Raw genomic sequence first — 26,250 nt, forward strand, 5'->3', positions numbered from 1 at the left:
ACACTCCTAATACTTACTCGTTGTCCGCTGTAAAGAGTTCAGAGGTGTGTTTATCCATCATTTCTAATGCCATACCGCCACCACGCGCCACACAGGTCAATGGATCGTCAGCAATAATAACAGGCAACCCTGTTTCTTCACTGATCAAACGATCGATTTCACGTAATAAAGCACCGCCGCCGGTCAAAACAAGACCCGTTTCACCAATGTCTGCGGCCAACTCGGGTGGCGATTGCTCTAACACTGCTTTAATTGCTTGAACAATTTGCGCCAAAGGCTCTTGAAGCGCTTCTAAAATTTCTGTGCTGTGCAGAGTAAACATACGAGGAATACCCTCTGCCAAGTTGCGACCGCGCACATCAATTTGTAATTCTTCACCGGTATGGTACGCCATACCAATTTCTGTCTTAATACGCTCTGCCGTTGCGTCACCGATTAAACTGCCGTATTGACGACGAACATAGGTCGCAATGGCTTCATCAAAACGGTCTCCACCGACTCGAATAGATTCAGACGTTACAATGCCGTTTAACGAAATAATGGCAATTTCTGTTGTACCACCACCGATATCGATCACCATAGATCCGGATGCTTCAGCCACTGGCAAACCTGCACCAATCGCCGCAGCCATAGGCTCTTCAATAATGTAAACCTCACGGGCACCCGCACCAAGAGCAGACTCTTTAATGGCTCGACGCTCAACCTGCGTCGACTTACACGGCACACACACTAGAACCCTTGGACTGGGCTTTAGGAAGCTGTTTTCGTGTACCTTAGAGATAAAATACTGCAACATTTTTTCTGTCACGTGAAAATCGGCAATAACACCGTCTTTCATTGGGCGAATCGCGGTAATGTTCCCCGGCGTCCTACCTAACATGCGTTTGGCATCGGTACCCACTGACGCGACTGTTTTTTGGTTGCCATTATGGCGAATCGCAACAACAGAAGGCTCATCAAGCACAATCCCGCGACCACGTACGTAGATAAGGGTGTTTGCCGTTCCTAAGTCGATTGATAAATCGCTTGAAAACATTCCCCTGACTTTCTTAAACATGAATTTTTTCACCCTGATAATACGATACGAACAGTGCCAAAATGTAACAACCACGGGACCATTGGGCAAGTTGATTCCGCGTAAATGTTTAAAAAGTTCTTCTGTATTCCCTTGTTTACTAAAATATTTTTAATAAATGTAAAATAAGCTGTGTTTTTGAGTTGGTGCGCTTTATAGCCATAACTTGAAGAGATACAATGAAAGCCATTTACGATTGATAAAGGAATCAGGTGAAACATGTCCATAGACAAACAAGACGTGCAAAAAATAGCACACTTGGCTCGCCTCGCCCTTACTGAGGACGATGTAGACCAATACCAGCATTCGCTTTCTAGTGTTTTAGCGTTGGTTGAACAAATGCAATCTGTTGATACCGATGGTGTCGAGCCTCTGTCCAACCCGCTTGAAATGACGCAGCGCCTTCGTGAGGATATCGTCACAGAAGAAAATCGTCGTGATGCGTTTTTAGCAAACGCGCCCAAAACAGATGCCGGTCTATTTCTAGTTCCACAAGTGATTGAATAACGAGAGCCCACTATGTTCAAACAAAGCATCAGCACCCTTGCGCAACAGTTGCGCAACAAAGAAGTCTCCAGCGTTGAGTTGACTCGTCTATTCCTCGATCGTATCCAACAGATTGACCCCCAGCTTAATAGCTTTATCACTGTGAGCGATGAACTGGCGTTACAACAAGCCAAAGCGGCGGATGAGCGCATCGCCAGTGGCAATGCCACCAGCCTGACCGGTATCCCCATTGCTCACAAAGACCTTTTTTGCACCGAAGGCACGTTAACGACCTGCGGTTCAAAAATGCTCAACAATTTTATTCCGCCTTACGAATCCACAGTGACCAGCCGCATTCAACAAGCCGGTGGCGTTATGCTTGGCAAGACCAACCTGGATGAGTTTGCCATGGGGTCATCCAATGAAAACAGTTATTACGGCGCTGTTAAAAACCCTTGGAACCTTGACAAAGTACCCGGAGGGTCCTCTGGCGGCTCTGCGGCGGCCATTGCAGCAGGCTTAGCCGTTGCTGCAACAGGAACTGATACCGGTGGCTCTATTCGTCAGCCCGCTTCCTTTTGTGGCATAACCGGATTAAAACCGACCTATGGTCGAGTGTCTCGATTCGGCATGATTGCCTACGCCTCCAGTCTTGATCAGGGCGGCCCTATGGCAAAGAGTGCCGAGGATTGTGCGCACATGATGCAAGCCATGGCAGGATTTGATGACAAGGACTCAACTTCGTCAGACACCCTCAACGACGACTACTTGGCGAACTTGAACGCACCGCTTACCGGCCTTACCATTGGCTTGCCAAAAGAGTATTTTGGTGACGGTCTGGACGCTAACGTAGCGAAAACCATTACGACGGCTGTAAAAGAGTTTGAAAAGCTTGGCGCAACCATCAAAGACATTTCCTTACCAAACTTGCAATTAAGCATCCCAGCTTATTATGTGATCGCACCGTCAGAAGCCTCGTCAAACCTTTCACGTTTTGATGGCGTTCGCTTTGGTCATCGCTGCGAAGACCCAAAAGACTTGATAGACATGTACACGCGTTCTCGTGCAGAGGGTTTTGGCACCGAGGTTCAAAAACGCATCATGGTGGGCACCTATGCTTTATCAGAAGGCTACTATGACGCCTACTACTTAAAAGCACAGAAGATTCGTCGCTTGATCAAAGAAGACTTTGTCAATGCATTAAAAGACGTAGACGTTATTATGGGGCCAGTTGCGCCAACGACCGCTTTCGGTCTTGGCAGTAAAACCAGCGATCCCGTCGCCATGTACCTTGAAGACATATACACCTTGTCGGTTAATCTAGCCGGTATCCCAGCCATGTCTGTGCCTGCAGGTTTTGTTGATGGTATGCCAGTCGGCTTACAAATCATGGGCAACTACTTTGCAGAAGCCAAATTGTTAAACATTGCTCACCAGTACCAACAGCAAACGGACTGGCACCTACAAACACCGACCCTGCCAGAAGGAGCACAAGCATGAACTGGGAAGTAGTCATTGGCCTTGAGATTCATACTCAGCTCTCTACCAAATCTAAATTATTTTCTGGTGCGGCAGTAGGATTTGGTGCAAAACCAAATACCCAAACCACACTGGTTGATCTTGGTATGCCAGGCGCGCTGCCTGTCTTCAACAAAGAAGCACTGCGCATGGCGGTCATGTTTGGTCACGCTATTAACGCAGAAATTGGCATGACGTCAGTCTTTGCTCGTAAGAACTATTTTTATCCGGATTTACCTAAGGGTTATCAAACCAGTCAAATGGATCACCCTATTGTTGGCAAAGGCTACCTTGACGTTACCCTAGACGACGGCACCACATCCCGTGTTGGAATTACCCGCGCCCACCTTGAAGAAGACGCAGGAAAATCTTTGCACGAAGATTATCAAGGCATGACGGGAATTGACCTTAACCGTTCTAGTACACCCTTGCTGGAAATCGTTTCTGAGCCGGATATCCGCTCTGCAAAAGAAGCCGTGGCTTACGTTAAAATGATCCATTCTATTGTCACCTATCTCGGCATTTGTGATGGCAACATGGCCGAAGGTTCAATGCGTTGCGATATTAACCTGTCTTTGCGTCCAAAGGGACAACAAGAATATGGCACTCGTACCGAGATCAAAAACGTCAACTCGTTTCGTTTTATTGAAAAAGCCATCTATACCGAAATCGAACGCCAAGCCGATATTTTGGAAGACGGCGGTCGCATCATCCAGGAAACACGCCTGTATGATCCCGAGAAAAACGAAACACGCAGCATGCGCTCAAAGGAAGATGCTAACGACTACCGCTACTTCCCTTGCCCAGATTTGCTACCCGTTGTGTTAACGCAAGAATACGTGGATGACATTAAAGCCAGCCTTCCTGAATTACCCAGCCAAAAAGCCGCGCGCTTCCAAAGTGATTTTAGCTTGAGTGAATACGATGCCAGCGTGTTATCGTCATCTCGCGCGATGGCCGATTACTTCGAGACGGCTTATGGTGTGGTGAAGGATGCAAAACTGACCGCCAACTGGGTAATGGGTGAACTGAGTAAATTACTCAATCAGGACCAACTGGATGTTGAAAACTCTCCTGTGACCGCCAACGCCTTTGGTGAACTACTGGTGCGTGTGAAAGATAACACCATCAATGGTAAAACCGCCAAAGACGTATTGCAGGCTATGTGGCAAGGTGAAGGCTCAGCCGATGACATCATCGAGGCAAAAGGCCTGAAACAAGTCACAGACACCGGGGCCATTGAAGCCATGATCCAGAGCATTCTAGATGCCAATGCCGCACAAGTAGAGCAATACCGCGCCTCTGACGAAGATAAGCAAAAGAAAATGATTGGTTTCTTTGTCGGTCAGGTCATGAAAGCCTCTAAAGGCAAAGCCAACCCAGGTATGGTAAATCCTATCCTGGCCAGAATGCTTAAAGGCTAACAGTAGCGCTCTTAGCTATGTTTAACGAAAAGCCATGCTGCACCTTATCGTGTGGTGTGGCTTTCACGTTTAAAGCATTCAACATATTGACCGATAACCTTTGATCACTCAGAAAACCAACCAGTGACCACGAAAAGGAATTTTATTATGCAATGCCGACCACACTGTGGTGCCTGCTGTACAGCGCCATCCATTAGCACTCCGATACCGGGAATGCCGCATGGTAAAAAAGCAGGCGAGCCTTGCGTTCAATTACTGGCAGATTTTCGTTGTGCTATCTTTGGCGATCCAGACCGCCCTAAAGTCTGTGGTAACTTTACAGCAGAAAAGTATGTGTGCGGAGACTCTCAGAAAGACGCCATACGTATTTTATCTAAAATGGAAGACGACACGAACCCCATCCGCCCCGCTCAACATTAAGGAAGCATTCATGGCTTTAAAACATTTTATCCCTTTAGTATGTGTCAGCTTATTGTTGGGCGCCTGTTCATCTTCTAATAAGTCTCAGTTTGTTGTGGTGCCACCCAGTGAGTCACAAATAGAGAGCAGTGTAAAAGAGCAAGTTTTGATTACTCTTAACGCTTTTACCCCTGTAGCGGGACAAGCATTACCTAATAATACCGTTCTTGACGCCTACGCAAGCAGAAGCTACGAGCCGATCTGGATCCAAAACAAAACCATCAATATGTCCATTTACAAGTTAGTCGACATATTGGAGCAGTCCTACACCCATGGACTCAACCCGATTCATTATCACGCAGGGGTTCTCAAAGAATACCTCGACCTAAAGCAACCTACACCACAACAGTTGGCTGAGATGGATGTGATCGCGACCATCGCCCTTGCAAGCTACAGTCACGACTTGAGCAACGGCCGCTACGAACCACAATTGATCGACCCAAACTGGCAACTCGACGCCCCCAACACTATTTGGAAAGACTTACTTTACATTGAATCTGCCACCGATATGGTGAACTCATTGCCTTTGTTAACACCGCGTAACCCACAGTATCAGGTGTTGCAAAAATGGCTGGTGTACTACCAAGATCTTGCCAAAAAAGAAAACGACATCTTCGTCAGTGCTGGCGTACCACTGACAGCAGGCGACGAAGGTCCACGCGTTGCTCAACTTAGAGCCCGGTTGGTTCAACTTGGCGACATACGTTTTTCTACTCGTAAAGTGAATGAAGAGCAATTTGATCAACGCCTCAAAGAAGCCTTGATTCGATTTCAACAACGACATCACTTAACAGCAGACGGTGCCGCTGGTTCAAAAACCATTCAGATGTTGAACGTCTCATTGAAAGAGCGTGCAAAACAGATCGCTTACAATCTTGAAAGATGGCGCTGGATGCCCAGCGAACTGGAAGCGAACCGTGTCTGGGTAGACCTAACCAGCTATACAGTAGACATGTTTCTTAACGGTGAACGCACCTCAATGAAAGCCGTGATTGGCAAAAAAGACCGTAAAACACCTGTTTTCAAAGGCACCATGACCTACATGGTTGCCAACCCTACTTGGCGCATTCCTCATCGCATTGCCCGAGAAAACTTACTCCCCAAACTGCAGGCTAACCCTAACTATTTGGTGAAACATGGCTACAAAGTGTATTCAAGCTGGAGCATAGGGGCAAAAGAGCTGGATTCGACTAAAATCAATTGGAATGCGATCGAAGAGGATCAGCTGTCTTATCGTTTTGAACAAGAGCCGGACGAAAGTAACGCGTTAGGACAATATAAGTTTATGTTCCCTAACAAAAATGACATCTATCTTCACGACACACCGGCAAAACACTTATTTCGCGAAGAAGATCGTGCTTTTAGTTCAGGCTGCGTTCGTTTGGAAAACCCAGATGAATTCGCCAGGGAACTGACTAAAGGCTTTAAGCAGTTTGAAGAAATGAATAAAGCGATGCAGACCGGAAGCAATACAGTGATCTCTTTACCAACCTACCTGCCTGTGTATTTGGTGTATTTCACCGTGGTACCTAATGCCAATGGTATGCTGGAATTTAGAAACGATGTCTACGAAAGAGACCTATTAATGGAGGAAGCCATGGGCTACTCACCGTTTAAGGCTAGAGACTCTATATAGCTCCCCTTTAGGAATCAGCGTTGTAAATAAAAAAGGCTCCTAAACCGTGACTTCAGGTTTAGGGGCCTTTTTATGTCAATGATGAGAATCTTGGATTATTTGACCATGATACACACGGTGACTTCTTCACGATCATGGTATAGATGTTTGATTTGATACTGGTAACCGACACCCGATTTTTTCAATAAGGACTCAATGGCTTCCAGGCATAACACCACTTCTTGGTAGCGTTTTTTCATCGGCAACTTAAGATTAAAAACAGCACGACGTGTCCAGCCATTGGCTAACCACTTCGCCATTAACTCAGCCACCTTAATAGGACGCTCCACCATATCACACACCAACCAATCCACTGTGTAGGGTGGCTCATATTTGAAGCCATCGGCTTTTTCATGCTCCACCAGCCCCGTAGACATTAATTCCTTTTGCATAGGCCCATTATCAATAGCAATAACATGAATGCCTTTTTTAACAAACTGGTAGGTCCAACCACCTGGTGCTGCCCCTAGATCAACGGCTGTCATTCCTTCGGTGAGATCACGACTTAAGGTTCGCTCTGGCACAAACTGTAAAAAAGCTTCCTCAAGTTTTAACGTCGATCGACTTGGGCCTGCGGCTGGAAACCGCAAGCGACGAATGCCCATCGGAAACTCACTGCGACACACGGCATAAGACACGCCTAAGTACGCCGCATTACCATCCAACATAAACACATGATGTCGAACACCAACAGCTTTATTGCGCAATACACCCGATTTTTTCCAGCCTTCGCGCAGCGGTTTATCCAGTTTTTTAATCAAACCTGATAGGGACTTTGCTTCATTGGTATCGGCTGTTTCAATCCATATTTCTTCGGCTAACGGCAAGGCTCTGGCCGCCTCAAGCAAGGATTCAACACGACCACCCTGCTCTAATTCAATGACATCATTAACGGCGATAATTTGTCGCGCAAAAATCAGTCGATTAAAATCTAACTGTTGTATTAACGACTCACCCGCATCGTCTTGATCCAAGTTATACACAACAAAGCCCGAATCCGGCACAACCTTCGCGTAGCCGTAAAAGCCTCTAACACTGGCCACTTCTGACAACTCAGCCGCACAGTCTTTCTCGAAGCCTTGACGACAGTAAACTAAAACATTTTTCATCAATATCCCTTCTTACCCGACCCTATTGATCGGTAAGCAATTTAAATTATTTATCAGATGGCCACTTTAATTGTGTGTCATCAAAGTGCACCTTTACAAACTCTGCAAACGCTGTTGAAAAGTACAAAGACCCTGTTGGTGGACAAATATACTCGCACTTCTTCCCTTGCCATTCAAAGCGCAAACAATAGGCATGAAGGTAACCTCGATCAGCGGCGCCACCGCCATAGCGAGTATCTCCTAAAATTGGCGCACCAATGCTTTTTAGAGCCACTCTAATTTGATGGGTTTTGCCGGTCAAAGGTCGCAAAAAAAAGGCTCTAAGACCTTGAAAAGAAGAAGAAAAAAACTCTGTGATGGCGAGATTTTCTTGCGTCTTTGTCAGCTTCCACTGACCTCGACGACTGGGCACCATACCGCCACGAATGGTTCCTTGTTTTTTCTTTGGTTTTTTCCCCGACAACGCAATGTAACGCTTCTCTACTAGATGCTGTTCAAACATAGCACCAAAGGTTGCAGTCGCCTTCGCATGACAAGCGACAATTAATAAGCCCGACGTCATCTTATCCAGACGGTGAACAGGGTAAAACGTTTGCTCTGGATAAGCCTCAGCCAAGCTTTGCATAACACCAAGCGTTTCAGATTCAGCGTGAAAACTCATACCCGCCGGTTTATGGATCACCCAATAATCATTGGATTGAAAGACAACGGAGATCAAAACAGCCTCATCACGAAATATAAAGGAAAAATCGATTAGCCAACAAGTTTATCCACAGAGAAAGTGGACAACTCATATGTCAATACAAAGAGAGAAATATATTCGATTGGGCATGCTACAAATCAACGATCGCTTGATAAAATGATGCACCTAAATCGACAATGGATCGGATTTTACAGAGAACACACACCTTTGCCTAATAAATCTCGTCATTGAAACAATTTATTAGGCACAGAAGACACTCACATACGCCATTTTAGCAAAGACTCATCAGTTTAGCGGTTTTGTTAATAATGCTTGGCATGATAATTGATTGACTTCACAATATGCATCACAAAAAGACAAAGTTTAACTGATCGGTCAAATAAATGAGCGCATTCAACGATTTTCGCACCAAAGTTAAACAAGCTTAGGTTTATTTTGGTGCACATTTTGTGCGCAATGACAGTCAATTTCCTATATTATTCGAGTATTTTTAATTAATGAGTTCTAACATGCGCTTTTATATCTGCTCTACTGATAACAATAAGGTACCAGCAAAGTGAAAAAACAACATTTGGTATCACGCCTTGAACTGGTCAAGCTTACGAAACAGTATCCAGGCTGCCTCGCGAATGACCGTATCAGCATGACCCTTATGCCCGGTGAAATTCACGCATTACTCGGTGAAAATGGTGCGGGAAAAAGTACCCTAGTTAAAACCATTTATGGCGTGGTGTCTCCGGACAAAGGCGACATCCTCTGGGACGGAAAAGAGGTGGTCATAAAATCTCCTTCCATTGCCCGTGATCTTGGCATTGGCATGGTCTTTCAGCATTTCTCCTTGTTTGAGACACTCACCATCAGTCAAAACATTGAGCTGTGTCTTAGTAAAACTCAACTGCACGAAATTGGTGACCTCGCCGCTAAAATTACCGAACTGTCTCAAGCCTACGGCCTTAACGTTGATCCCACTCGCTATGTTCACACCTTGTCTATTGGTGAAAGGCAACGCGTCGAGATCATGCGCTGTCTCGTGCAATCGGTGAAATTATTGATCCTTGATGAACCAACGTCTGTACTGACGCCACAGGAAGTAGCTGGACTATTCGATGTACTGCGGACCCTGTCAAAAGAAGGCTGCAGTATTTTGTTTATCAGCCATAAATTGCACGAAGTCACCGAAATTTGCCACAAAGCCACGATTTTACGTGGAGGTAAGGTGGTAGACACCTGTGTGCCAAATGAAGAAACCCCTGCTTCTATTGCTAAAATGATGGTCGGTGATCTAGCAGATCAAGAAGCCGGTTATGTGAAGCGAGAAGGCACGACTACTGTGTTTCACGTTGATGATCTCTCACTTCCTTCTAAACAGCCTTTTGGCACCGTCCTAAAAAACATTCAGTTTGAACTGAAAGCGGGCGAAATACTCGGCGTAGCTGGGGTAGCAGGTAACGGTCAAGACGAATTGATGGCGGTGATCAGCGGGGAAGACGAACGCAATGTTAAAAACCATCTACACCTCAAGGGTGAGCCCATTGGCCATTTGCATGCTGGTGAAAGGCGTAGATTGGGTATGGCTTATGTGCCGGAAGAACGCTTAGGACGTGGTGCTGTACCTGATATGAGCTTGAGTGAAAATGCGCTTTTAACACACAGTGACGGCTTTATTAAATCGGGCTTGGTTGACTGGCAAGGCATTAAAGACTACACCAAATCCTTGATTAGCAAATACAAAGTAAAGTGTCATGGTGAGTTCTCTGAAGCCAAGAGCCTCAGTGGCGGTAACCTTCAGAAATTTATTATGGGGCGTGAGATCGGTCAAAACCCTAACGTATTGATTTGTGCGCACCCAACATGGGGGGTCGATGTTGGAGCGGCGCTGGCCATTCACCAAGCATTGCTTGAATTGCGTGATAAAGGGGCGGCTATTTTACTTATTTCCGAAGACATTGATGAACTGTTTCTGTTAGCCGATCGCATGTCTGCCGTGTGTGATGGGTATTTATCTCCCGTAGTCAGAACAGAGCACACCAACATTGATCAAATAGGACAGTGGATGGCGGGGACTTTTATAAACACACATCAACCACAGGAGGCTCAAGCATGATCCGCATTCAAGCTCGTACCGAGCCAAGCGCATTGATGAAGTTCGTGTCGCCATTGTTAGCGATTGTACTGACCTTAATTTTTGGCGGTATTTTATTCAGCGCGATCGGGAAATCCCCTGTTCAAGCCTTGCAAGTTTTGCTGATCGCGCCGCTTGCAGACAGTTACAATATTGGCGAAATGTTTGTCAAAATGGGCCCTCTTCTATTATGTGCTGTTGGCCTATCTCTCTGTTACCGCGCTAATATGTGGAATATTGGCGCTGAGGGGCAACTTTTAGCAGGAGCGTTAGGTGGCTCGGCTATGGCGCTGTATTTTGTAGAATCAGAATCCATATTTGCCCTTCCAATTACGTTATTAGCAGGCGTTGTCTCAGGCATGGTATGGGCTGCTATCCCCACCTTTTTAAAATTGCGTTTTAATTCCAACCTAATACTCACCACCATTATGTTTAATTACATCGCCCTGTATTTGCTTATTTGGGCGGTTCATGGACCTTTAAGAGACCCGCAGGGATACGGCTTCCCAGAGTCGGCGATGTTTTCTGACGCGACTCTGTTGCCGACTATTTTTGAAAGCAGCCGAACTCACATAGGGATCCTATTTGCGCTGTTGGCGGGTGTCGTTGGCTGGTTTATTCTGACTAAAACCCATCTTGGCTTTCAAATTCGCGTTTTTGGTGCCGATGAGCCTGCAGCAAGGTACGCAGGCTTCCATGGCAAAAAATTGAGCTGGTTCGTTATGTTGTTTGCAGGCGCACTAGCAGGATTAGCAGGCATTGGTGAAACGGCAGGCCCTATTGGCCAACTCGTTCCTAACGTCTCACCTGGCTATGGTTATTCCGCCATTATTGTCGCGTATTTAGGACGTTTACACCCCATTGGTGCCATTATCGCCGCTGCCTTTATGGCGGTACTCTACATGGGTGGCGATTTAGCCCAAATTGAGATGGGCATACCCGTGGCTGTCGTCAGTATGTTTCAGGGGGTTTTATTATTTTTCCTATTGGCGTGTGATTTCTTTATTAACAACCGCCTATCTTTTACCAATCAAGCGACAAATTAAGGCCTTATTATGGATTCGGATCTCATTATACAAATCTTGTTTGCCGCAATAAAAACAGGCACCCCGCTCTTATTCATTGCTCTAGGGGAGTTAATCTGTGAAAAGTCTGGCGTACTTAACCTTGGCCAAGAAGGCATGATGCTGATGGGTGCGGTTGTCGGTTTTTTAGCGGCCTACAGCACAGGAAATGCGGGGTTAGGTGTCATAGCTGCCATAATAATGGGCAGCATTATGAGTTTGATTTTTGCATTTTTAGTGTTGCATGTGGGCGCAAATCAAGTCGCAACGGGGTTAGCGCTAACGATTTTTGGCACAGGTTTAAGCGCGTTTGTTGGCTCCAGTGTTGTCGGTCAAACCATTGAAGGCTTTAAGCCAATCGCCTTACCTTTACTGTCGGATATTCCTTTCATTGGCCGCATTCTGTTTCAACATGACATTCTTGTTTACAGTTCCTTTATGATGGCCTTTATTTTAATGTTTGTTGTCAATAAAACACGCATTGGATTAACACTCAAAGCCGTAGGTGAAAACCCCCATGCCGCCAATGCCATTGGTATTAAAGTGCTTAGGGTTCGCTATCTGGCTGTCATGTTTGGTGGTGTAATGGCAGGGCTATCCGGTGCTTACATGTCATTGGTTTATACCCCTATGTGGGTGGAGAACATGACCGCAGGCCGTGGTTGGATTGCTCTCGCTCTGGTTGTATTTGCCTCATGGCGTGTGGGTCGTATTATGCTGGGTGCTTATTTGTTTGGTTTGGCCAGTATTATGCACTTGGTTTTACAAGGCCTTGGTTGGTCAATTTCGCCCAACTTATTGGCCATGTTGCCATACGTAGCCACCGTCGTTGTGATGGTGATTATCAGTGCCGATAAGTTCAAAGAAAAACTACTGGCGCCTCGGTCTTTAGGTAAGCCTTTCGACCCAAGGCAGATGGCGTAATAAAGTCTCTTAAAGGTCACTTAAAAATACACTACCGTACGCTTTCAGATAAATCCTGTATGCGTACTGTTTAAAAACCGTTTACTACAATCGTTATGATAATAACTGCCTCAGTGGCAAAAGGAGCAGCAATGAAACTTAAAAGTTTACTGGTTGGTTTAGGACTTCTTGCAGGAACCACCATGGTTCAAGCAGAAGACCCGTTAAAAATAGGCTTTGTTTACGTCGGCCCAGTGGGTGATTTAGGCTGGAGCTATGAGCATGACATGGGCCGTAAAGGTCTAGAGGAATACTTTGGTGACAAGGTCAAAACAACCTATGTTGAGAACGTTCCAGAAGGTGCGGATGCTGAACGCGTCATTACTCAATTGGCTAAAGCCGGCAACGATTTCATTTTTACCACGTCGTTTGGTTTTATGAACCCGACCGTGAAAGCAGCGAAACGCTTTCCAAACGTAACGTTTGAGCATGCAACAGGCTATAAGCAGTCTAAAAACCTGGGAACCTACACACTTCGTACCTATGAAGGTCGTTATATCTCTGGTGTCACTGCAGGCATGATGACGGAAACAGACACCATTGGTTACATTGGTTCCTTCCCCATTCCAGAAGTTATCCGTGATATCAATGCCGTCTACATGGGCGCTAAAAGCGTTAATCCAGACATCAAAATCAAAATTGTATGGGCCAACACTTGGTATGATCCAGGCAAAGAAACCGATGCCGCGAATGCGTTAATGGATCAAGGCGTTGATGTATTGATTCAACATACTGACAGCCCAGCGCCATTAATCGCAGCGGAAAAACGAGGCCTACGTGGTATCGGCCAAGCGTCTGATCAAAGTAAATTCGCACCTGAAGCGCATATCTTCTCTGTACGTGATGACTGGGCACCTTACTACATCAAGCAAACCAAAGCCGTCATGAATGGCACTTGGGAACCGAAAGATTTTTGGGGTGGATTTCAAGATGATATGTTAACTCTTGCCTCTATTAACCCAAATCTGCCGACCGACGTGCGTGCAAAAATAGACGCCACTCAAGCCATGATCAAGTCCGGTGAATTTAAACCATTCACAGGCCCAATCAAGGACAATAAAGGCAACCTTGTTGTGCCAGAAGGCCATACCTTGACTGATGTGGAATTGGCTCAAGTAAGCTGGTACGTTGAAGGCATTACAGACGAAATTCCTCGCTAAACAGTAAAGTCGATAACATAAGCTATACAGCCAGTACAACTGGCTGTATATTCCACCGCTTTTCTTTACGAGGGTCGCTTTATGGACACGACAAACACACTCATCGCACTTTCTCAGGCGATGCCAAAGACCGAACTCCACTTACACATCGAAGGCACTTTCGAGCCTGAACAGATGTTTGAGATAGCACGCCGTAATCAGGTTACTTTAAAATACCACACCATCGACGACCTTAAGTCAGCCTACCAGTTTACTAACTTGCAGGACTTCCTTGACCTTTACTATCAAGGAATGTCTGTGCTTTTGCATGAAATTGACTTTTATGACCTAACTATGGCGTACCTTAGCAAGGTGCACAGTGAAAATGTGGTACATGTCGAAATTTTTTTCGACCCTCAAGGACATTTGTCTCGCGGTGTTGCATTTGATGTACAAATTAAAGGCATCTATCGTGCACTTCAGGATGCAAAGCAACAATGGGGAATGACCTCCAAACTCATTATGTCTTTTTTGCGACATTTAACGGAGGAAAGTGCCTTTGAGACATTAGCCCTAGCAACACCTTACCTAGACTGGCTCGATGGTGTTGGATTGGACAGCTCAGAGCTTGGACACCCACCAGAAAAATTTCTGCGCGTTTTTCAAGCGTGCCAAGCATTGGGACTGTATGTCACAGCTCATGCTGGCGAAGAAGGACCGCCGGAATACGTTTGGCAGGCTATCCATGCTATTGGCGTCGACCGTATCGACCACGGTAATCGTGCTTTAGAAGACGATGAATTAGTAGCAGACATCAAGCATCGTGGCCTAACCCTGACCGTCTGTCCCTTATCGAACCTAAAGTTGTGTGTGGTTGACGATATGAAAAACCACCCAATACAAAAGATGCTAGCACTCGGTTTAAATGCGACCGTCAATTCAGACGATCCCGCGTATTTTGGTGGCTATATGAATGACAACTATGCCGCTCTTATCCGCCAGACCCAGATTAATAAGGCGCAACTGTATCTGCTCGCTAAAAATGGTATTTTGGGCAGCTGGATGACAGACTCAGAGAAAGCCACTCACCTCAATACGCTTAACGCACTTTTCGACTGATCCCATTTCTGGATGACTGAACGTAGGGTGTGTTGGTCACTGTTTATCCACTCACCGTACGCCAACATAATACGTCATCGTTTTATTACTGAATGTGATAATATGGCGTTTTTTCTAATCGAGACCATCCTATGACCGTGCCAGCCCCTCAGTTTGACGACACTTTTTACCGTTTACCCAGCAGTGATCGATACAACCAGGTACTCTCACACATCAAAAAAGGCCATGCGGTGTGGACACTGGCAGACCCAGAGGGTTGTCTCATTATTGATCTTGGTAATGATAAAGTGCTGCCTATTTGGCCAAACCAGACACTTGCCTCGTCTTGGGCACAAAAAGACCATATTGGCTTTGAAGCACTCGAGATTACAGCGGTTGATTGGTTGGAAAAATGGCTTCCAGGCATGGAAAAGGATGGCTTCTCGGTAGGTGTTGCACCCAACCTAGCCGGTGAATGCATTGTCTCATCTGCTCAAGAACAAAGCACAGACATACAAAGTAAATAAAAAATGGCTTTAAAACTAAAAAGCTTTGAGCGTACGCCCAAAGCTTTTTACATTCAAGTACTCTGAGTTTTGGTATTAATGCGCTTTTTCAGCGATGTGCCAAGTACCATTCCCCTTGCCGTCACCAGTCGCGTCACCCTTCTTCTTATCACCTACCCAGGTGTAAAGAGGCTCATTTTTATATGTCCACTGCATGGTGCCGTCTTTACGCTCAGTGACACCTAAGCCTTCAATGAGCTTGTCGCCTGCTTTCGCAACGTAAGGTGGCCATTTAACAGCACAACCGTCGTAACAATTAGACTGCCCACCAGCGTCTTTATCAAATGTGTAAAGCGTCATTCCTGCTTGATCGGTAAGTCTGTGTGACATATGGCCATCTGCGTGCGCGGCAGTACTCAACATGACTGGCGACAGCAAAGCCGCCATCGCTGCAGCTTTAATTGTTAACTTCATTTGTGTGCTCCATTAAATGATTTTGTCACGGATTTTAGTTGGTTATTTTTAATTATCTGGTTGTTCCATGATTTAAACGAAATAAAGGCTTTTTTGGATGTATGCCATCATTAAAAAGACGATAAAATGGCTTTTCACTCTTTCAGCAAGATATAGTTCTGCATAATGGTTTTTTTTGCAAAAGAAAGCACTCAATATTGAGGGATTAGAAATAGATCTGGCTTTTTTTTCATGATAGATTCTGACTCCGTAGATGCACTCTTTGTACGAAACTTACCTGTAATGCCAGACCGCGCAGCCTAATAGCAGCCGCTTTTGCAGACACAGATCTGTCTTTCGCCGCAATCGTCTACGTCAAACCTAAAATTAAAAAAAAAAGCTCAAAAGAGCTACTCACAATCAAGGACTATCTATGCAAGCATTCATTGATTTCTTAAATGGAGTCATTTGGAGCCCTGCTCTAATCTATCTCTGTTTAGGCGCAGGCCTATTCTATTCCATCTTGACACGTTTCGCGCAAGTGCGTCATTTCAAAGAAATGTGTTCACTTTTGTTTAATTCAAATGAATCTGATAAAGGGATTTCTTCCTTTCAAGCACTCGCAGTTTCTCTGTCTGGTCGTGTTGGTACCGGTAACATTGCAGGGGTTGCCGCGGCCATTGGTTTTGGTGGACCCGGTGCCGTATTCTGGATGTGGGTAGTGGCTTTTCTGGGTGCCAGTACAGCCTATGCTGAATCCACACTGGGCCAGCTGTATAAAGTCAGTGAAAATGGCCAATACCGTGGCGGGCCGGCGTATTACTTTGAGCGTTGCCTTGGTCATCGTTGGATGGGGGTGTTGTTTGCTCTTGCATCTATCCTAGCCTGTGGTGTTTTCTTGCCAGGCATTCAAGCCAATTCTGTTGGTAATGCTGTGGTACAAGTGTTTGGTGAAGGCACGGTTGTTTCAAGCTCTTTTGGTGATGTTGGCTCGACCAAGTTAGTTGCCTTAGCGGTTATTTTACTTGTACTGGCGTTCATCATTTTCGGTGGTATCAAACGCATTGCAGGCTTTACTCAAGTCGTCGTACCCTTCATGGCACTTGGCTACATCGTTATGGCCTTGATTGTTGTCTTCCTTAACCTAGATAAAGTGCCAGGCATTTTCGGTATGATTTTCACCGACGCTTTCACGGCTCAAGCAGGCTTTGGTGCCGCGATTGGTTGGGGTGTAAAACGAGGCGTATATTCAAATGAAGCGGGTCAAGGTACAGGACCTCACGCAGCCGCCGCAGCGGAAGTTCAGCATCCTGCACAGCAGGGTTTGGTTCAAGCCTTCTCTGTCTATGTTGATACTCTGTTCATTTGTACGGCGACGGCACTGATGATTTTGATTACTCAACAATACAATATTCAAGGCACTCTACCTGATGGTCAGTTTATTGTTCAAAACGTTGATCCTTCTACCATTATTGCCTCTCCTGCCTTTACACAAATGGCACTGGCCAGCGTATTCGGTAACATTGGACCCATCTTTGTAGGCATTGCCCTGTTCTTCTTTGCCTTCACAACGATCTTAGCCTATTACTATATCGCAGAAACCAATGTCGCTTACCTTCGTCGCGCTTTGAAAATGAACGTGTCGCTGACTCTGGTTAAGCTGCTCATTATGTTCATGGTTGCCTACGGTACCGTTAACACAGCAGGTTACATCTGGAATCTTGGTGACGTGGGTGTAGGCTTAATGGCTTGGTTGAATATTGTGGGCATTATTGCCATCTTCTTTATGTCTCGTCCAACGATGAAAACATTACGCGATTACGAAGAGCAAAAAGCAGCTGGCGTTAAAGAATACACCTTCAACCCGAAAGCCCTTGGCATTAAGGGTGCAGAGTTTTGGGAAAAACGTTACGAAGAGCAACAAGCTCAGAAAAACGCTAAAAAGTAACTTTGTATCTATGTAAAACGTTTAGACGTTAAAAAAAGGGACAGCAAACACACTGCTGTCCCTTTCTTGTCTCATGCTCACTGTTTCATAAAAGAGAAAGCACGCATGACGCTTATTGGCTTTATCACTGTTGACTTTATCATTGTTGATTTGATCACCAATACAAACTCACTGCAGCAAACATAGCCGCCACCAGCGCATAAAATAACATTGGTATAATTGTTCGTTTGATAATAAACCCTTCTTGGTTTTTAATCCCTAAAATCGTCGACACAGCAATGATGTTGTTAATACACACCATATTCCCCATCGCAGCCCCTGCCGACTGTAATGCGAGCACAAGCGTTACAGGCAATCCCACCTCTTCTGCAATCCCCAGCTGAATGCCGCCAAAAGTGATATTTGAAACGGTCGCTGACCCTGAGAAAAAAGACCCCAATCCACCCAATAATGCAGCGGCATACCCCCAGTAATCCCCAAGTAAATTGGCAAATGCCTGAGCCAACAGCAACATGGGGGCACTGTCGCCACCCTGCATCATTAATTTCACCATCACCAAAGCGCCTATTAAAGACAAAATCGGCAGTAACAATCGCTTTCCAGTATCGCGGAAAGAGTTCGCAACCAAATGTCGTGACATACCAAATAAAGGGATACAAATTAGCGAAACGATAAGAAAAGGAATGATGGCTGGCACATACAAACTCTTATATTGCCAGTTGACCTCGGTGCCTAAAATACCGTTTATGCTCAATACCAGCGCTTTGCTCACCGCAAAAGCCGTTTCACCAAATTGAAAGGAAAACAAAGGCGACAGAGTATTTAATAGGTCTTTCACGCCCCATTGTGGAATACGCGTTACTATAAGAATCAAAATCAACAGAGCAAACGGTAGAAACACCTTCACGACGTCTCGAAATGTCACCAACTTAACAGCCTCGGCCGCACCAACTTGTGCGCTCAGGCCCAATCCTTTTTTGGCAAAAAAGACACTGAAAGCCAAACCAATCGCACCACCAATTAAAGAAGGAAACTCATAGTTCCATTGCGCAAACAAAACATAAGGCACAGTACAAGACAATACACTCAGCACAATAAAAAACGCATTCTGGCGTATCTCTTGCCAACTTAAAAGAAAGCGCAAAGCGATAAAAGGAATGATCAAAGCAGCGATGCTGTTTAATAATGCTGTCTGCTTTGAGATAGCTATAAGTTGTACTTCAGTCAAGGGCAGTGCCGATAAACCAAACCAAATAGGAGTACCAACTGCACCAAATGACACAGGAACGGAATTCATGACCAAAGCAAAAATGGCAACAGGGATCGCAGGAAAGCCGAGCCCAACCAAAATAGGGGCTGCAATGGCTGCGGGTGTACCAAAACCTGATGCGCCTTCGATCATAAAAGCAAACGCCCAACCGATGATCATTAACTGAGCGACTTTGTTACCACTGATACTTTTTAGCCACTGACTCAATATGGCTTCTGCGCCAGAAAAAAACAGCATTCGATTTAATAGAATAGCACCGGCCACGATAGAGATAGGTGTCAAAACAGACAACACACCAGCCACCACGTTTGCACTTAATAATTGAACATCTGCATCAAATAAAAAGAGTTGAATGAGTGCAACCATAATAGCCGTTGCAGGCAAAGCAATATGCGAAGGAACCGCATTGCGTTTTGTCATCGCCCATATGAGAAGTAAAATAGGTAGACCAGAGACTAAAGTATTCATGCTTTTCCTTGATAAGTGAAGCGCAAACTCCCATTGTGTGGGAGGTCTTGCAAGAGTTGCGCGCCATTCTAACACTGACCACAATTTTTCATCACTATATTAGATATAAACACGAGAAACTGGCATAAAAAATCACAAAAAAGACGGCTCATACACGATGAGCCGCCTTTTTAGCATTTTATTCTTAGTTTGCTTTCGGTTCTTCTAAAGAAAAACGCTTAAACGATACCCTGCTCTATCATGGCGTCTGCAACCCGCTTAAACCCGGCAATATTTGCCCCAACCACAAGGTTACCTGGCTGACCGTACTCGGTAGCCGTTTCATTGGCCGCATCAAAGATATTCTTCATGATGACTTTTAATTTCTCATCAACCTTTTCAAACGACCAAGTTTGCATGCTCGCATTCTGAGCCATTTCTAGCTGACTGGTTGCAACACCGCCCGCATTTGCTGCTTTGCCCGGACCATAAGCGATCTTAGCCTCAATAAAAGCATCGACAGCGGCTTGTGTAGACGGCATGTTTGCCCCCTCACTGACGGCAATACAACCGTTTTCCAGTAACGTTTTTGCGTCCTGCTCCGTCAGTTCATTTTGTGTAGCACAAGGGAAGGCAACCTCGGCTTTAATATGCCAGACCGAATGACCGCCCTCAGGGTAATCCGTCGCAGGAATATAATGTGCGTCGTGATGTGTGTCTAAGTATTCTTTCAAACTAGCACGACGTACTTCTTTGATTTCTTTCAATAAAGCAAGATCAATACCTTGATCATGGTGCAAAGTACCACGAGAATCTGAACAGCTAACCGGAGTCGCACCTAATTGATACAGTTTTTCAATCGCATAGATCGCAACATTGCCCGCCCCTGACACAACGCACTTCTTGCCCTGCAACGAGTCTCCACGTGCTTCCAACATATACTGAGCAAAGTAAACAGCACCGTAGCCCGTTGCTTCTTTTCGCGCCAAGGAGCCGCCCCATAGGAGACTTTTACCCGTTAATACGCCTTCGTATCGACCGGTTAATCGTTTGTATTGGCCAAACATGTAACCAATCTCGCGGGCACCCACACCAATATCACCGGCAGGCACGTCTGTTGTCGGCCCTATATGTCGATATAACTCGGTCATAAAAGACTGGCAAAAACGCATGATTTCACCGTCAGAGCGCCCTTTAGGGTCAAAATTAGCACCACCTTTACCGCCGCCAATTGGAAGACCTGTCAAGGCGTTTTTAAAAATTTGCTCAAAGCCCAAGAATTTAATAATGCTTGCGTTAACACTGGGGTGGAAACGTAATCCGCCTTTATAAGGCCCAAGAGCGGAGTTAAACTCTATGCGATATCCTTTGTTCACTTGAATATTACCTTGATCATCCACCCACGGCACACGAAACATCAACTGACGCTCAGGTTCCACCATGCGTTGAATAATGGCTTCCTTTTGATAACGTGTATTGCTTTCTAAAACAGGTGAGAGAGAATCCAACACTTCTTCAACCGCTTGGTAAAACTCACATTGGGCTGGGCTCGTTCTTTGCAGGTCAGTAATCGTCTGGCGAATATAGGTCATTAACGCTTAGTCCTTAGTCAATAATGAAAGTGAAACATTTTTGTGCATTTTAATTTAGGAAAGGTCTTTTGGTAGCATAATGGGTCTATAACGATTAAAACAAGGATCTAAACTCTTAAAAAACCATTACTAATCAGACAAATACAGCATATGGATCAAAAATAAACCAAAACCTATTTTCGCACAAATTTAAAGCAAAATAATTCAGATGGCACTAAAATAATGCACATCACTATATAGAAAATCTATAATGTATTGAATTTAAATTGCTTTTGGAAACAGGAAAAAGCGGATAATTCTGAATTTTTTCATGTTATGCAAAATAACTCGCTAAGAATGCGGTTTTGAACAGAAGAATTCTCTTTCTGTTTTTTGTTGAAATAGACCGTTTGAAACCGATACCTCCTACAAAAGAAGTATCGGTTGAAAAGAGAAAAGAAGTGCAAGAAGACGAATAAAGAAAAGTGTTAACGTGGGACTGAAAAGCCTATGGGCGAAAGCGGTCGTTATACTTTTTCTCGGTAAGCATACGTCGCATCAAAGCGCGACTGAATCCAGTCACCACTCAAAATCGCCTCATACTTAGCGGGGGTGGTTTCTGTGGCACAGCTTGGCACACACTCCACGTTGGTTTCATAGTCAGGTTCAACAAAAAATGGAAAAGAGTAGCGATGCACATCCGGCAAAGAGGCTCGCACTCGGTGTGCCGTGGAGACGTATTCATCATTGGTCCACCGCTGCATTAAGTCGCCAATATTCACCACAATCGCATTATCGATAGGCGTGGCGTCTAACCATTCACCCTGTCTATTTTTGACCTGCAAACCACCGACTTGATCCTGTAACAATAACGTCACGCAACCATAATCAGTATGAGCACCGGCACCATTATCGTGCTCACTGACAGGACGCGGTGGGTAATGAATCATGCGTAATACGGTGACGTGATTTTGAAAACAACGGGTAAAAAAGTCGTCTTCAAGCTTTAGCGCTTGCGCCATAGCCGTTAACAAGGTTTGGGCGACTTGAAACGCCTCAACGTAGTAGTCTTGCAACACTTCCAGCGTTTTAGGGTCCGATGGAATTTGATTGGGTCCATACGTATTTGGGTATTTGGCCACCAGAGGATGATCTCTTGGAAAATCCAACGCCATATCGAATGTTTCTTTCCAATCCGCGTGGCCTACCTCGTCTAACTGCTCTTCGCCAATATTGCCATATCCACGGTGATTAATGCTGTTTTTGATGTCAATGGCATTTTTTACTGCTTGAGGTTGGTTAAAAAAACGTTTGGCTTCACGCATCAGCGCAGACATTAATTCAGCCGAAATACCGGTATTGACCAAGTAAAAGAAGCCAATTTCTCGGCAAGCTGTGTCCAACGCTTGTATTTCATTTTGACGAATGGCGTCACTTGAATGCGTCAGTTTAGACAAATCGATGAGAGGGATAGACATGAACCCGTTCCTTACGCTCTAGAAGATAGTTTAATAAGTTGTGTGTGTTTAAGGTTGAATCGTTTTAACCCTAAATCACCAAAATCTACGACAATCATAGGTTTGTCGCCTTTCTCTTGGCGAACAATGACCCCTTGGCCGTATTTATCATGACGTACCTTGTCACCGGACTGTAATCCATTATGCGCTTCCACCCGATGTCGAAACACCAAAGAGGGAGAGGGTGAGACAGCTTGTAAATAACGCTGAAAAACCGTGCCTTTTTCAGAAGCAATGGCTGTGCCATGCTCTTCCCCTTGCCAAGCGTCACAGATTTGGCTTACCGCGTAGGGCTGCGCCTCGAACACAAAACGCGATAAAGACAGACTTTTTACCGCAGCGCGGGGAATGTCCCCCTGCTTCATGCGCTTATGCTCATCATCGGTTGGCGTTTCTAGTATAACGAGTTTTTTCTTTGCCCGGGTGATCGCAACATAAAATAAGCGCCGCTCTGAAGCAAGATTACTGGCCGCTTGCTTATCGACTGCGCTGAGGTCTTCATCGTAATAGGGAAAGCGACCCTCTTGTAATCCAGACAGCAATACCTGATCAAATTCTAATCCCTTGGATTTATGAATGGTCATTAAATGAACACCATGATGATCATCAGCCTGCCGCTCATTAAGCGACGCCAGTTGTTCTAACAAGCTTTTGGCATCCGCTCCAACCCCTTTTACATAAGCTAGGAAGGCTTCACAGGTGGCCATTTTTTCTTGGGTTTGAATGTCTTTGCTGCTGGTACTGTCAAAGTAACGATAGATGCCTAACTTTTCTAATGTCTGGGTCAGACCCTGTGCTGGATCCGTACGAAACACGGTGAGACCGCGCAACCAATCGGCTCGCTCATACAGTTTTTTTGCGCGCCAGCCTTCGGTTGCGTCCGCTAAGGATTCGATCATTTGTGGTAATAAATGCGGCGACTGTTTGGCCTGCTGGATCAGAGTTTTACGTTGTGCCATTGACGCTCCCAAGCTCGGCGTCGTTAACAAATACTCGATGTCATCACGATGAAAAAATACATCTGGCGTCTCTAAACCACCCGCAATCACCGCCAAATAAGCCATCAACATGCGGATTTGACGATTTTCCAATAAAGGAGAATCACCGTGTAATTGGTAAGGCACGGCCTTGTGCATCAGCGCCAATTGTACCGGCACCATATCACTGTAAAGACGCACCAGCACCGCGGTATCACTCAACACCCGCCCTTCATCAACCCAGGCTTTAAGCTCACCCAACAAGGCTTTACCGGTTTTTGGCGATCGAGCAAACGACACGCGTGTCCGTTCTCCAGCCCCAATAACCACCGCATTTGGGTCATTTTCACTGATGATGCTAGAAGCCATCAAGCCAATAGAATGACCAAAACGAAAGCTGGTACTGAGACTAAAAGGAACAACAGAGGCAAAATCTTCATCAAACTGAGTTTGCATAATAGTTGGACTCGCACCACGCCACTCATAAATACACTGCTGTACATCCCCCACAATCATCCACTGACACGGCGTAGGATACAGGCATTTTAATAGCTCATATTGGCATGGGTTAATGTCTTGAAACTCGTCAATTAACAGGTGCTGGAAAGCCGGCACCAAGCCTCTGATTCTGACCAGCTCTGATTCTGGTAAGGTTTTCACCAACTCGTACGGGTCACTGATCAAATCTGCAAAAAATCGCACATTATTGCGTTTACGCAGTCGCTCTAGCTCATCATAAAGAGCAGGAAAAAATTGACGCTCGGCCGACCAATCTAGCGCTTCAAATACGGTTTGCGCATCTTGATCAGACGCTTTCACTTGATCAACAAAGAGCAAAAGGTCTTCTAGCCAGTCTTTTTCATCTTGAATGGCAATTTTTTGTTCGCCCTTGCGTACCAAACGTTGCATTGCCTCGCGCAACATTTTGATCATGCTAAAATCGTCTGTCAGCAACTTAGAACTTGGCAGCCAGCTTTGTTGCTCCAATCGACGACAAAGCTGCATACCAAAGGCATGAAATGTCGTCACCGTTGGGGAGCGCAAATAACCCGCCCCCCTGAGGCGCTTATTTAAACGTTCAGAAAACTCCACCTGCGCACTTTTGTTGAACATAAAGACCCCAATCTGAGAGGGATCAACGCCTTGTGCTAACAGATACTCAATACGAGCAATTAAGGTGGTTGTTTTTCCTGCACCGGCCACGGCAATCACCTTTGCCGGAGAAATCAGATCGTGTTCAACAACGGAGCCTTGCTCCTCTGTTAAATTGTGTGCTATAGGTTTCACGGTTTCTGCTTGCCTCAAAATAGTCTGACCTGATTCTGGAGTGTGTCGTATCTGCCAATAGAGTGCGAAATAAATGGCTGCAACATGGTACGCTAAAAGTGGTTTTTAATAAAAAAACAATTCCTATTGCAGTAAGAATGCGTATCTTACTGGTGAATCGCATATAATTGTTCATTATGATTTGGAGAAAATGGTTTGAAAAGAAGTATAAAAGAATCTCTTGTCAGCCTGTCAATCATCACGACGTTGGCGCTGACCAGCCAATTTACCTTGGCAGACACACCGACATGGCAAGACACACTCAATCAAGCCAAAGGGCAAACTGTGTATTTTAATGCTTGGGGCGGCGCCGATAATATTAACGATTACATTCAATGGGCGGCGGATCGTTTAGAGGAGGATTACGACGTGACATTAAAACACGTCAAGCTGACTGACGCGTCTGATGCAGTCAATCGTGTTCTCGCTGAAAAAACCGCAGGTAAGAATACGAATGGCTCAATTGATCTCATCTGGTTAAATGGCGAAAACTTCCGTGCGATGAAAGACAATGCTTTGCTGTCAGGCCCCTTTAGTCAGCGTCTGCCCAACTACCGTCAGTATGTGGATGAGAATGCTCGTCAGAGCCTAACTCAAGATTTTGGTACGCCCGTCGATGGAATGGAGTCGCCATGGGGGATGGCGCAAGTGATCTTTATGCATGACACCCAAACATTACCCACCCCCCCTAAATCCATAGCGGAGCTGTTGACTTACGCGCAAGCAAACCCTGGACGCATAACCTACCCTGAGCCGCCACAGTTTCTTGGCTCTACGTTTTTAAAGCAGGCGTTGTATGAATTAACCGAGGACACGGATTTACTCTCGCAACCCGTTGACCAAGTTAATTTTACGACTATTACCGCGCCTTTATGGGAGTATTTAGATACCTTGCATTCGGTCGCATGGCGCAACGGTCAAACCTTTCCATCAGGCTCAGAAGAAATGATACGACTGTTGGATGACCAAGAAATTGATGTCGCACTGAGCTTCGATGTGTCGGCTGCGTCGGTACAAATTGATAAAGGCAACCTTGCCGACTCAGTGCGCTCCTATGTGTTTACTCAAGGCACTATTGGCAACACACACTTTTTAGCCATTCCTTATAATAGTAGCGTCAAAGCCGGTGCTCAGGTGGTGGCTAATTTTATGCTGTCACCCGAAGCACAAATTCGTAAACAACACCCAACCGTTTGGGGCGATTTAAGTGTGCTGTCTTATAACAGGTTGTCAGAGGCTGAAAAAGAACAGTTTAATGACATTCCACGAGGCATAGCAACGTTAAGCATTGAAGAGCTTGGTCAAACGTTACCCGAGCCACACAGCAGCTGGGTGTCCGCACTGGAAAAAGAATGGCGTCGTCGTTATGCCCAATAACCTCCAAGCAGACACTCTCAAAT

The 26,250-nt window shown here is 45.4% G+C and carries 21 protein-coding genes; 13 read left to right on the forward strand and 8 right to left on the reverse strand.

Going from position 1 to position 26,250, the window contains the following annotated elements; genetic code table 11:
• Window positions 1-13 precede the first annotated feature (13 nt).
• The gene (locus LG368_RS01545; RefSeq protein WP_226752957.1) at window positions 14-1,057 is read right to left on the reverse strand and encodes a rod shape-determining protein; all 1,044 of its coding nucleotides are present in this window, start codon (window positions 1,055-1,057) and stop codon (window positions 14-16) included.
• A 237-nt stretch (window positions 1,058-1,294) separates the two neighbouring features.
• Between LG368_RS01545 and gatC the strand changes: the two genes are divergently transcribed.
• The 5 genes from gatC to LG368_RS01570 all read left to right on the forward strand — a co-directional run bounded on the left by gatC (window position 1,295) and on the right by LG368_RS01570 (window position 6,598).
• Window positions 1,295-1,582, forward strand: a complete 288-nt coding sequence (gene gatC / locus LG368_RS01550; protein WP_226752958.1) for an Asp-tRNA(Asn)/Glu-tRNA(Gln) amidotransferase subunit GatC — start codon at window positions 1,295-1,297, stop codon at window positions 1,580-1,582.
• Window positions 1,583-1,594: 12 nt separating this feature from the next.
• A complete protein-coding gene (gene gatA, locus LG368_RS01555; RefSeq protein ID WP_226752959.1) occupies window positions 1,595-3,061 on the forward strand; it encodes an Asp-tRNA(Asn)/Glu-tRNA(Gln) amidotransferase subunit GatA in 1,467 nt (488 codons plus the stop codon).
• Window positions 3,058-4,503, forward strand: coding sequence for an Asp-tRNA(Asn)/Glu-tRNA(Gln) amidotransferase subunit GatB (gatB, locus tag LG368_RS01560; protein WP_226752960.1), 1,446 nt, complete (start codon window positions 3,058-3,060; stop codon window positions 4,501-4,503). The genes gatA and gatB overlap by 4 nt, the downstream gene beginning before the upstream one ends.
• Window positions 4,504-4,650: 147 nt before the next feature.
• The gene (locus LG368_RS01565; RefSeq protein ID WP_226752961.1) at window positions 4,651-4,923 is read left to right on the forward strand and encodes a YkgJ family cysteine cluster protein; all 273 of its coding nucleotides are present in this window, start codon (window positions 4,651-4,653) and stop codon (window positions 4,921-4,923) included.
• Window positions 4,924-4,933: 10 nt separating this feature from the next.
• Window positions 4,934-6,598, forward strand: coding sequence for a L,D-transpeptidase family protein (locus tag LG368_RS01570; RefSeq protein ID WP_226752962.1), 1,665 nt, complete (start codon window positions 4,934-4,936; stop codon window positions 6,596-6,598).
• Between the two features lie 95 nt (window positions 6,599-6,693).
• Here the strand turns inward: LG368_RS01570 and rlmM are convergent, their stop codons facing one another.
• Together rlmM and LG368_RS01580 are read right to left on the reverse strand one after the other, a co-directional pair.
• The gene (gene rlmM / locus LG368_RS01575; RefSeq protein WP_226752963.1) at window positions 6,694-7,746 is read right to left on the reverse strand and encodes a 23S rRNA (cytidine(2498)-2'-O)-methyltransferase RlmM; all 1,053 of its coding nucleotides are present in this window, start codon (window positions 7,744-7,746) and stop codon (window positions 6,694-6,696) included.
• Between the two features lie 46 nt (window positions 7,747-7,792).
• Window positions 7,793-8,464: a TIGR01621 family pseudouridine synthase gene (locus LG368_RS01580; protein WP_226752964.1), complete on the reverse strand. Its 672-nt coding sequence runs from the start codon at window positions 8,462-8,464 to the stop codon at window positions 7,793-7,795.
• A gap of 541 nt (window positions 8,465-9,005) precedes the next feature.
• Here LG368_RS01580 and LG368_RS01585 point away from each other — a divergent pair.
• From LG368_RS01585 to LG368_RS01610, 6 genes are all read left to right on the forward strand, one after another.
• On the forward strand, window positions 9,006-10,553 hold the full coding sequence (locus tag LG368_RS01585) for an ABC transporter ATP-binding protein (protein ID WP_226752965.1): 1,548 nt from the start codon (window positions 9,006-9,008) through the stop codon (window positions 10,551-10,553).
• Window positions 10,550-11,617 (forward strand): ABC transporter permease, encoded by a 1,068-nt coding sequence (locus LG368_RS01590; protein ID WP_226752966.1) that lies wholly within the window; start codon window positions 10,550-10,552, stop codon window positions 11,615-11,617. The genes LG368_RS01585 and LG368_RS01590 overlap by 4 nt, the downstream gene beginning before the upstream one ends.
• Window positions 11,618-11,626: 9 nt before the next feature.
• Window positions 11,627-12,559, forward strand: coding sequence for an ABC transporter permease (locus LG368_RS01595; protein ID WP_226752967.1), 933 nt, complete (start codon window positions 11,627-11,629; stop codon window positions 12,557-12,559).
• A 131-nt stretch (window positions 12,560-12,690) separates the two neighbouring features.
• Window positions 12,691-13,758 (forward strand): BMP family ABC transporter substrate-binding protein, encoded by a 1,068-nt coding sequence (locus LG368_RS01600; RefSeq protein ID WP_226752968.1) that lies wholly within the window; start codon window positions 12,691-12,693, stop codon window positions 13,756-13,758.
• An 81-nt stretch (window positions 13,759-13,839) separates the two neighbouring features.
• Window positions 13,840-14,856, forward strand: a complete 1,017-nt coding sequence (locus LG368_RS01605) for an adenosine deaminase (protein ID WP_226752969.1) — start codon at window positions 13,840-13,842, stop codon at window positions 14,854-14,856.
• A gap of 131 nt (window positions 14,857-14,987) precedes the next feature.
• Entirely contained in the window at window positions 14,988-15,362 is a 375-nt protein-coding gene (locus LG368_RS01610; RefSeq protein ID WP_226752970.1) for a DUF2750 domain-containing protein, read from the forward strand.
• A gap of 75 nt (window positions 15,363-15,437) precedes the next feature.
• Here the strand turns inward: LG368_RS01610 and LG368_RS01615 are convergent, their stop codons facing one another.
• Entirely contained in the window at window positions 15,438-15,815 is a 378-nt protein-coding gene (locus tag LG368_RS01615; protein ID WP_226752971.1) for a COG4315 family predicted lipoprotein, read from the reverse strand.
• A 412-nt stretch (window positions 15,816-16,227) separates the two neighbouring features.
• On the opposite strand from LG368_RS01615, the gene LG368_RS01620 reads away from it, so the two are divergent.
• Complete coding sequence (locus LG368_RS01620) at window positions 16,228-17,742, forward strand: alanine/glycine:cation symporter family protein (protein ID WP_226752972.1); 1,515 nt, start codon at window positions 16,228-16,230, stop codon at window positions 17,740-17,742.
• A 154-nt stretch (window positions 17,743-17,896) separates the two neighbouring features.
• On the opposite strand, the gene LG368_RS01625 is transcribed toward LG368_RS01620, so the two are convergent.
• The 4 genes from LG368_RS01625 to LG368_RS01640 form a co-directional block, all read right to left on the reverse strand.
• A complete protein-coding gene (locus LG368_RS01625) occupies window positions 17,897-19,480 on the reverse strand; it encodes an L-lactate permease (protein ID WP_226752973.1) in 1,584 nt (527 codons plus the stop codon).
• A 218-nt stretch (window positions 19,481-19,698) separates the two neighbouring features.
• Window positions 19,699-21,051, reverse strand: coding sequence for an NADP-specific glutamate dehydrogenase (gdhA, locus tag LG368_RS01630; RefSeq protein WP_226752974.1), 1,353 nt, complete (start codon window positions 21,049-21,051; stop codon window positions 19,699-19,701).
• 506 nt (window positions 21,052-21,557) lie between these two features.
• The gene (locus LG368_RS01635; RefSeq protein WP_226752975.1) at window positions 21,558-22,508 is read right to left on the reverse strand and encodes an isopenicillin N synthase family dioxygenase; all 951 of its coding nucleotides are present in this window, start codon (window positions 22,506-22,508) and stop codon (window positions 21,558-21,560) included.
• Between the two features lie 11 nt (window positions 22,509-22,519).
• Window positions 22,520-24,811: an ATP-dependent helicase gene (locus tag LG368_RS01640; protein ID WP_226752976.1), complete on the reverse strand. Its 2,292-nt coding sequence runs from the start codon at window positions 24,809-24,811 to the stop codon at window positions 22,520-22,522.
• Between the two features lie 195 nt (window positions 24,812-25,006).
• Between LG368_RS01640 and LG368_RS01645 the strand changes: the two genes are divergently transcribed.
• On the forward strand, window positions 25,007-26,227 hold the full coding sequence (locus tag LG368_RS01645; protein ID WP_226752977.1) for an ABC transporter substrate-binding protein: 1,221 nt from the start codon (window positions 25,007-25,009) through the stop codon (window positions 26,225-26,227).
• Window positions 26,228-26,250 lie beyond the last annotated feature (23 nt).

Origin of the sequence: Marinomonas algarum (genome assembly GCF_020532605.1) — a bacterium.
GTDB classification, from domain to species: domain Bacteria; phylum Pseudomonadota; class Gammaproteobacteria; order Pseudomonadales; family Marinomonadaceae; genus Marinomonas; species Marinomonas algarum.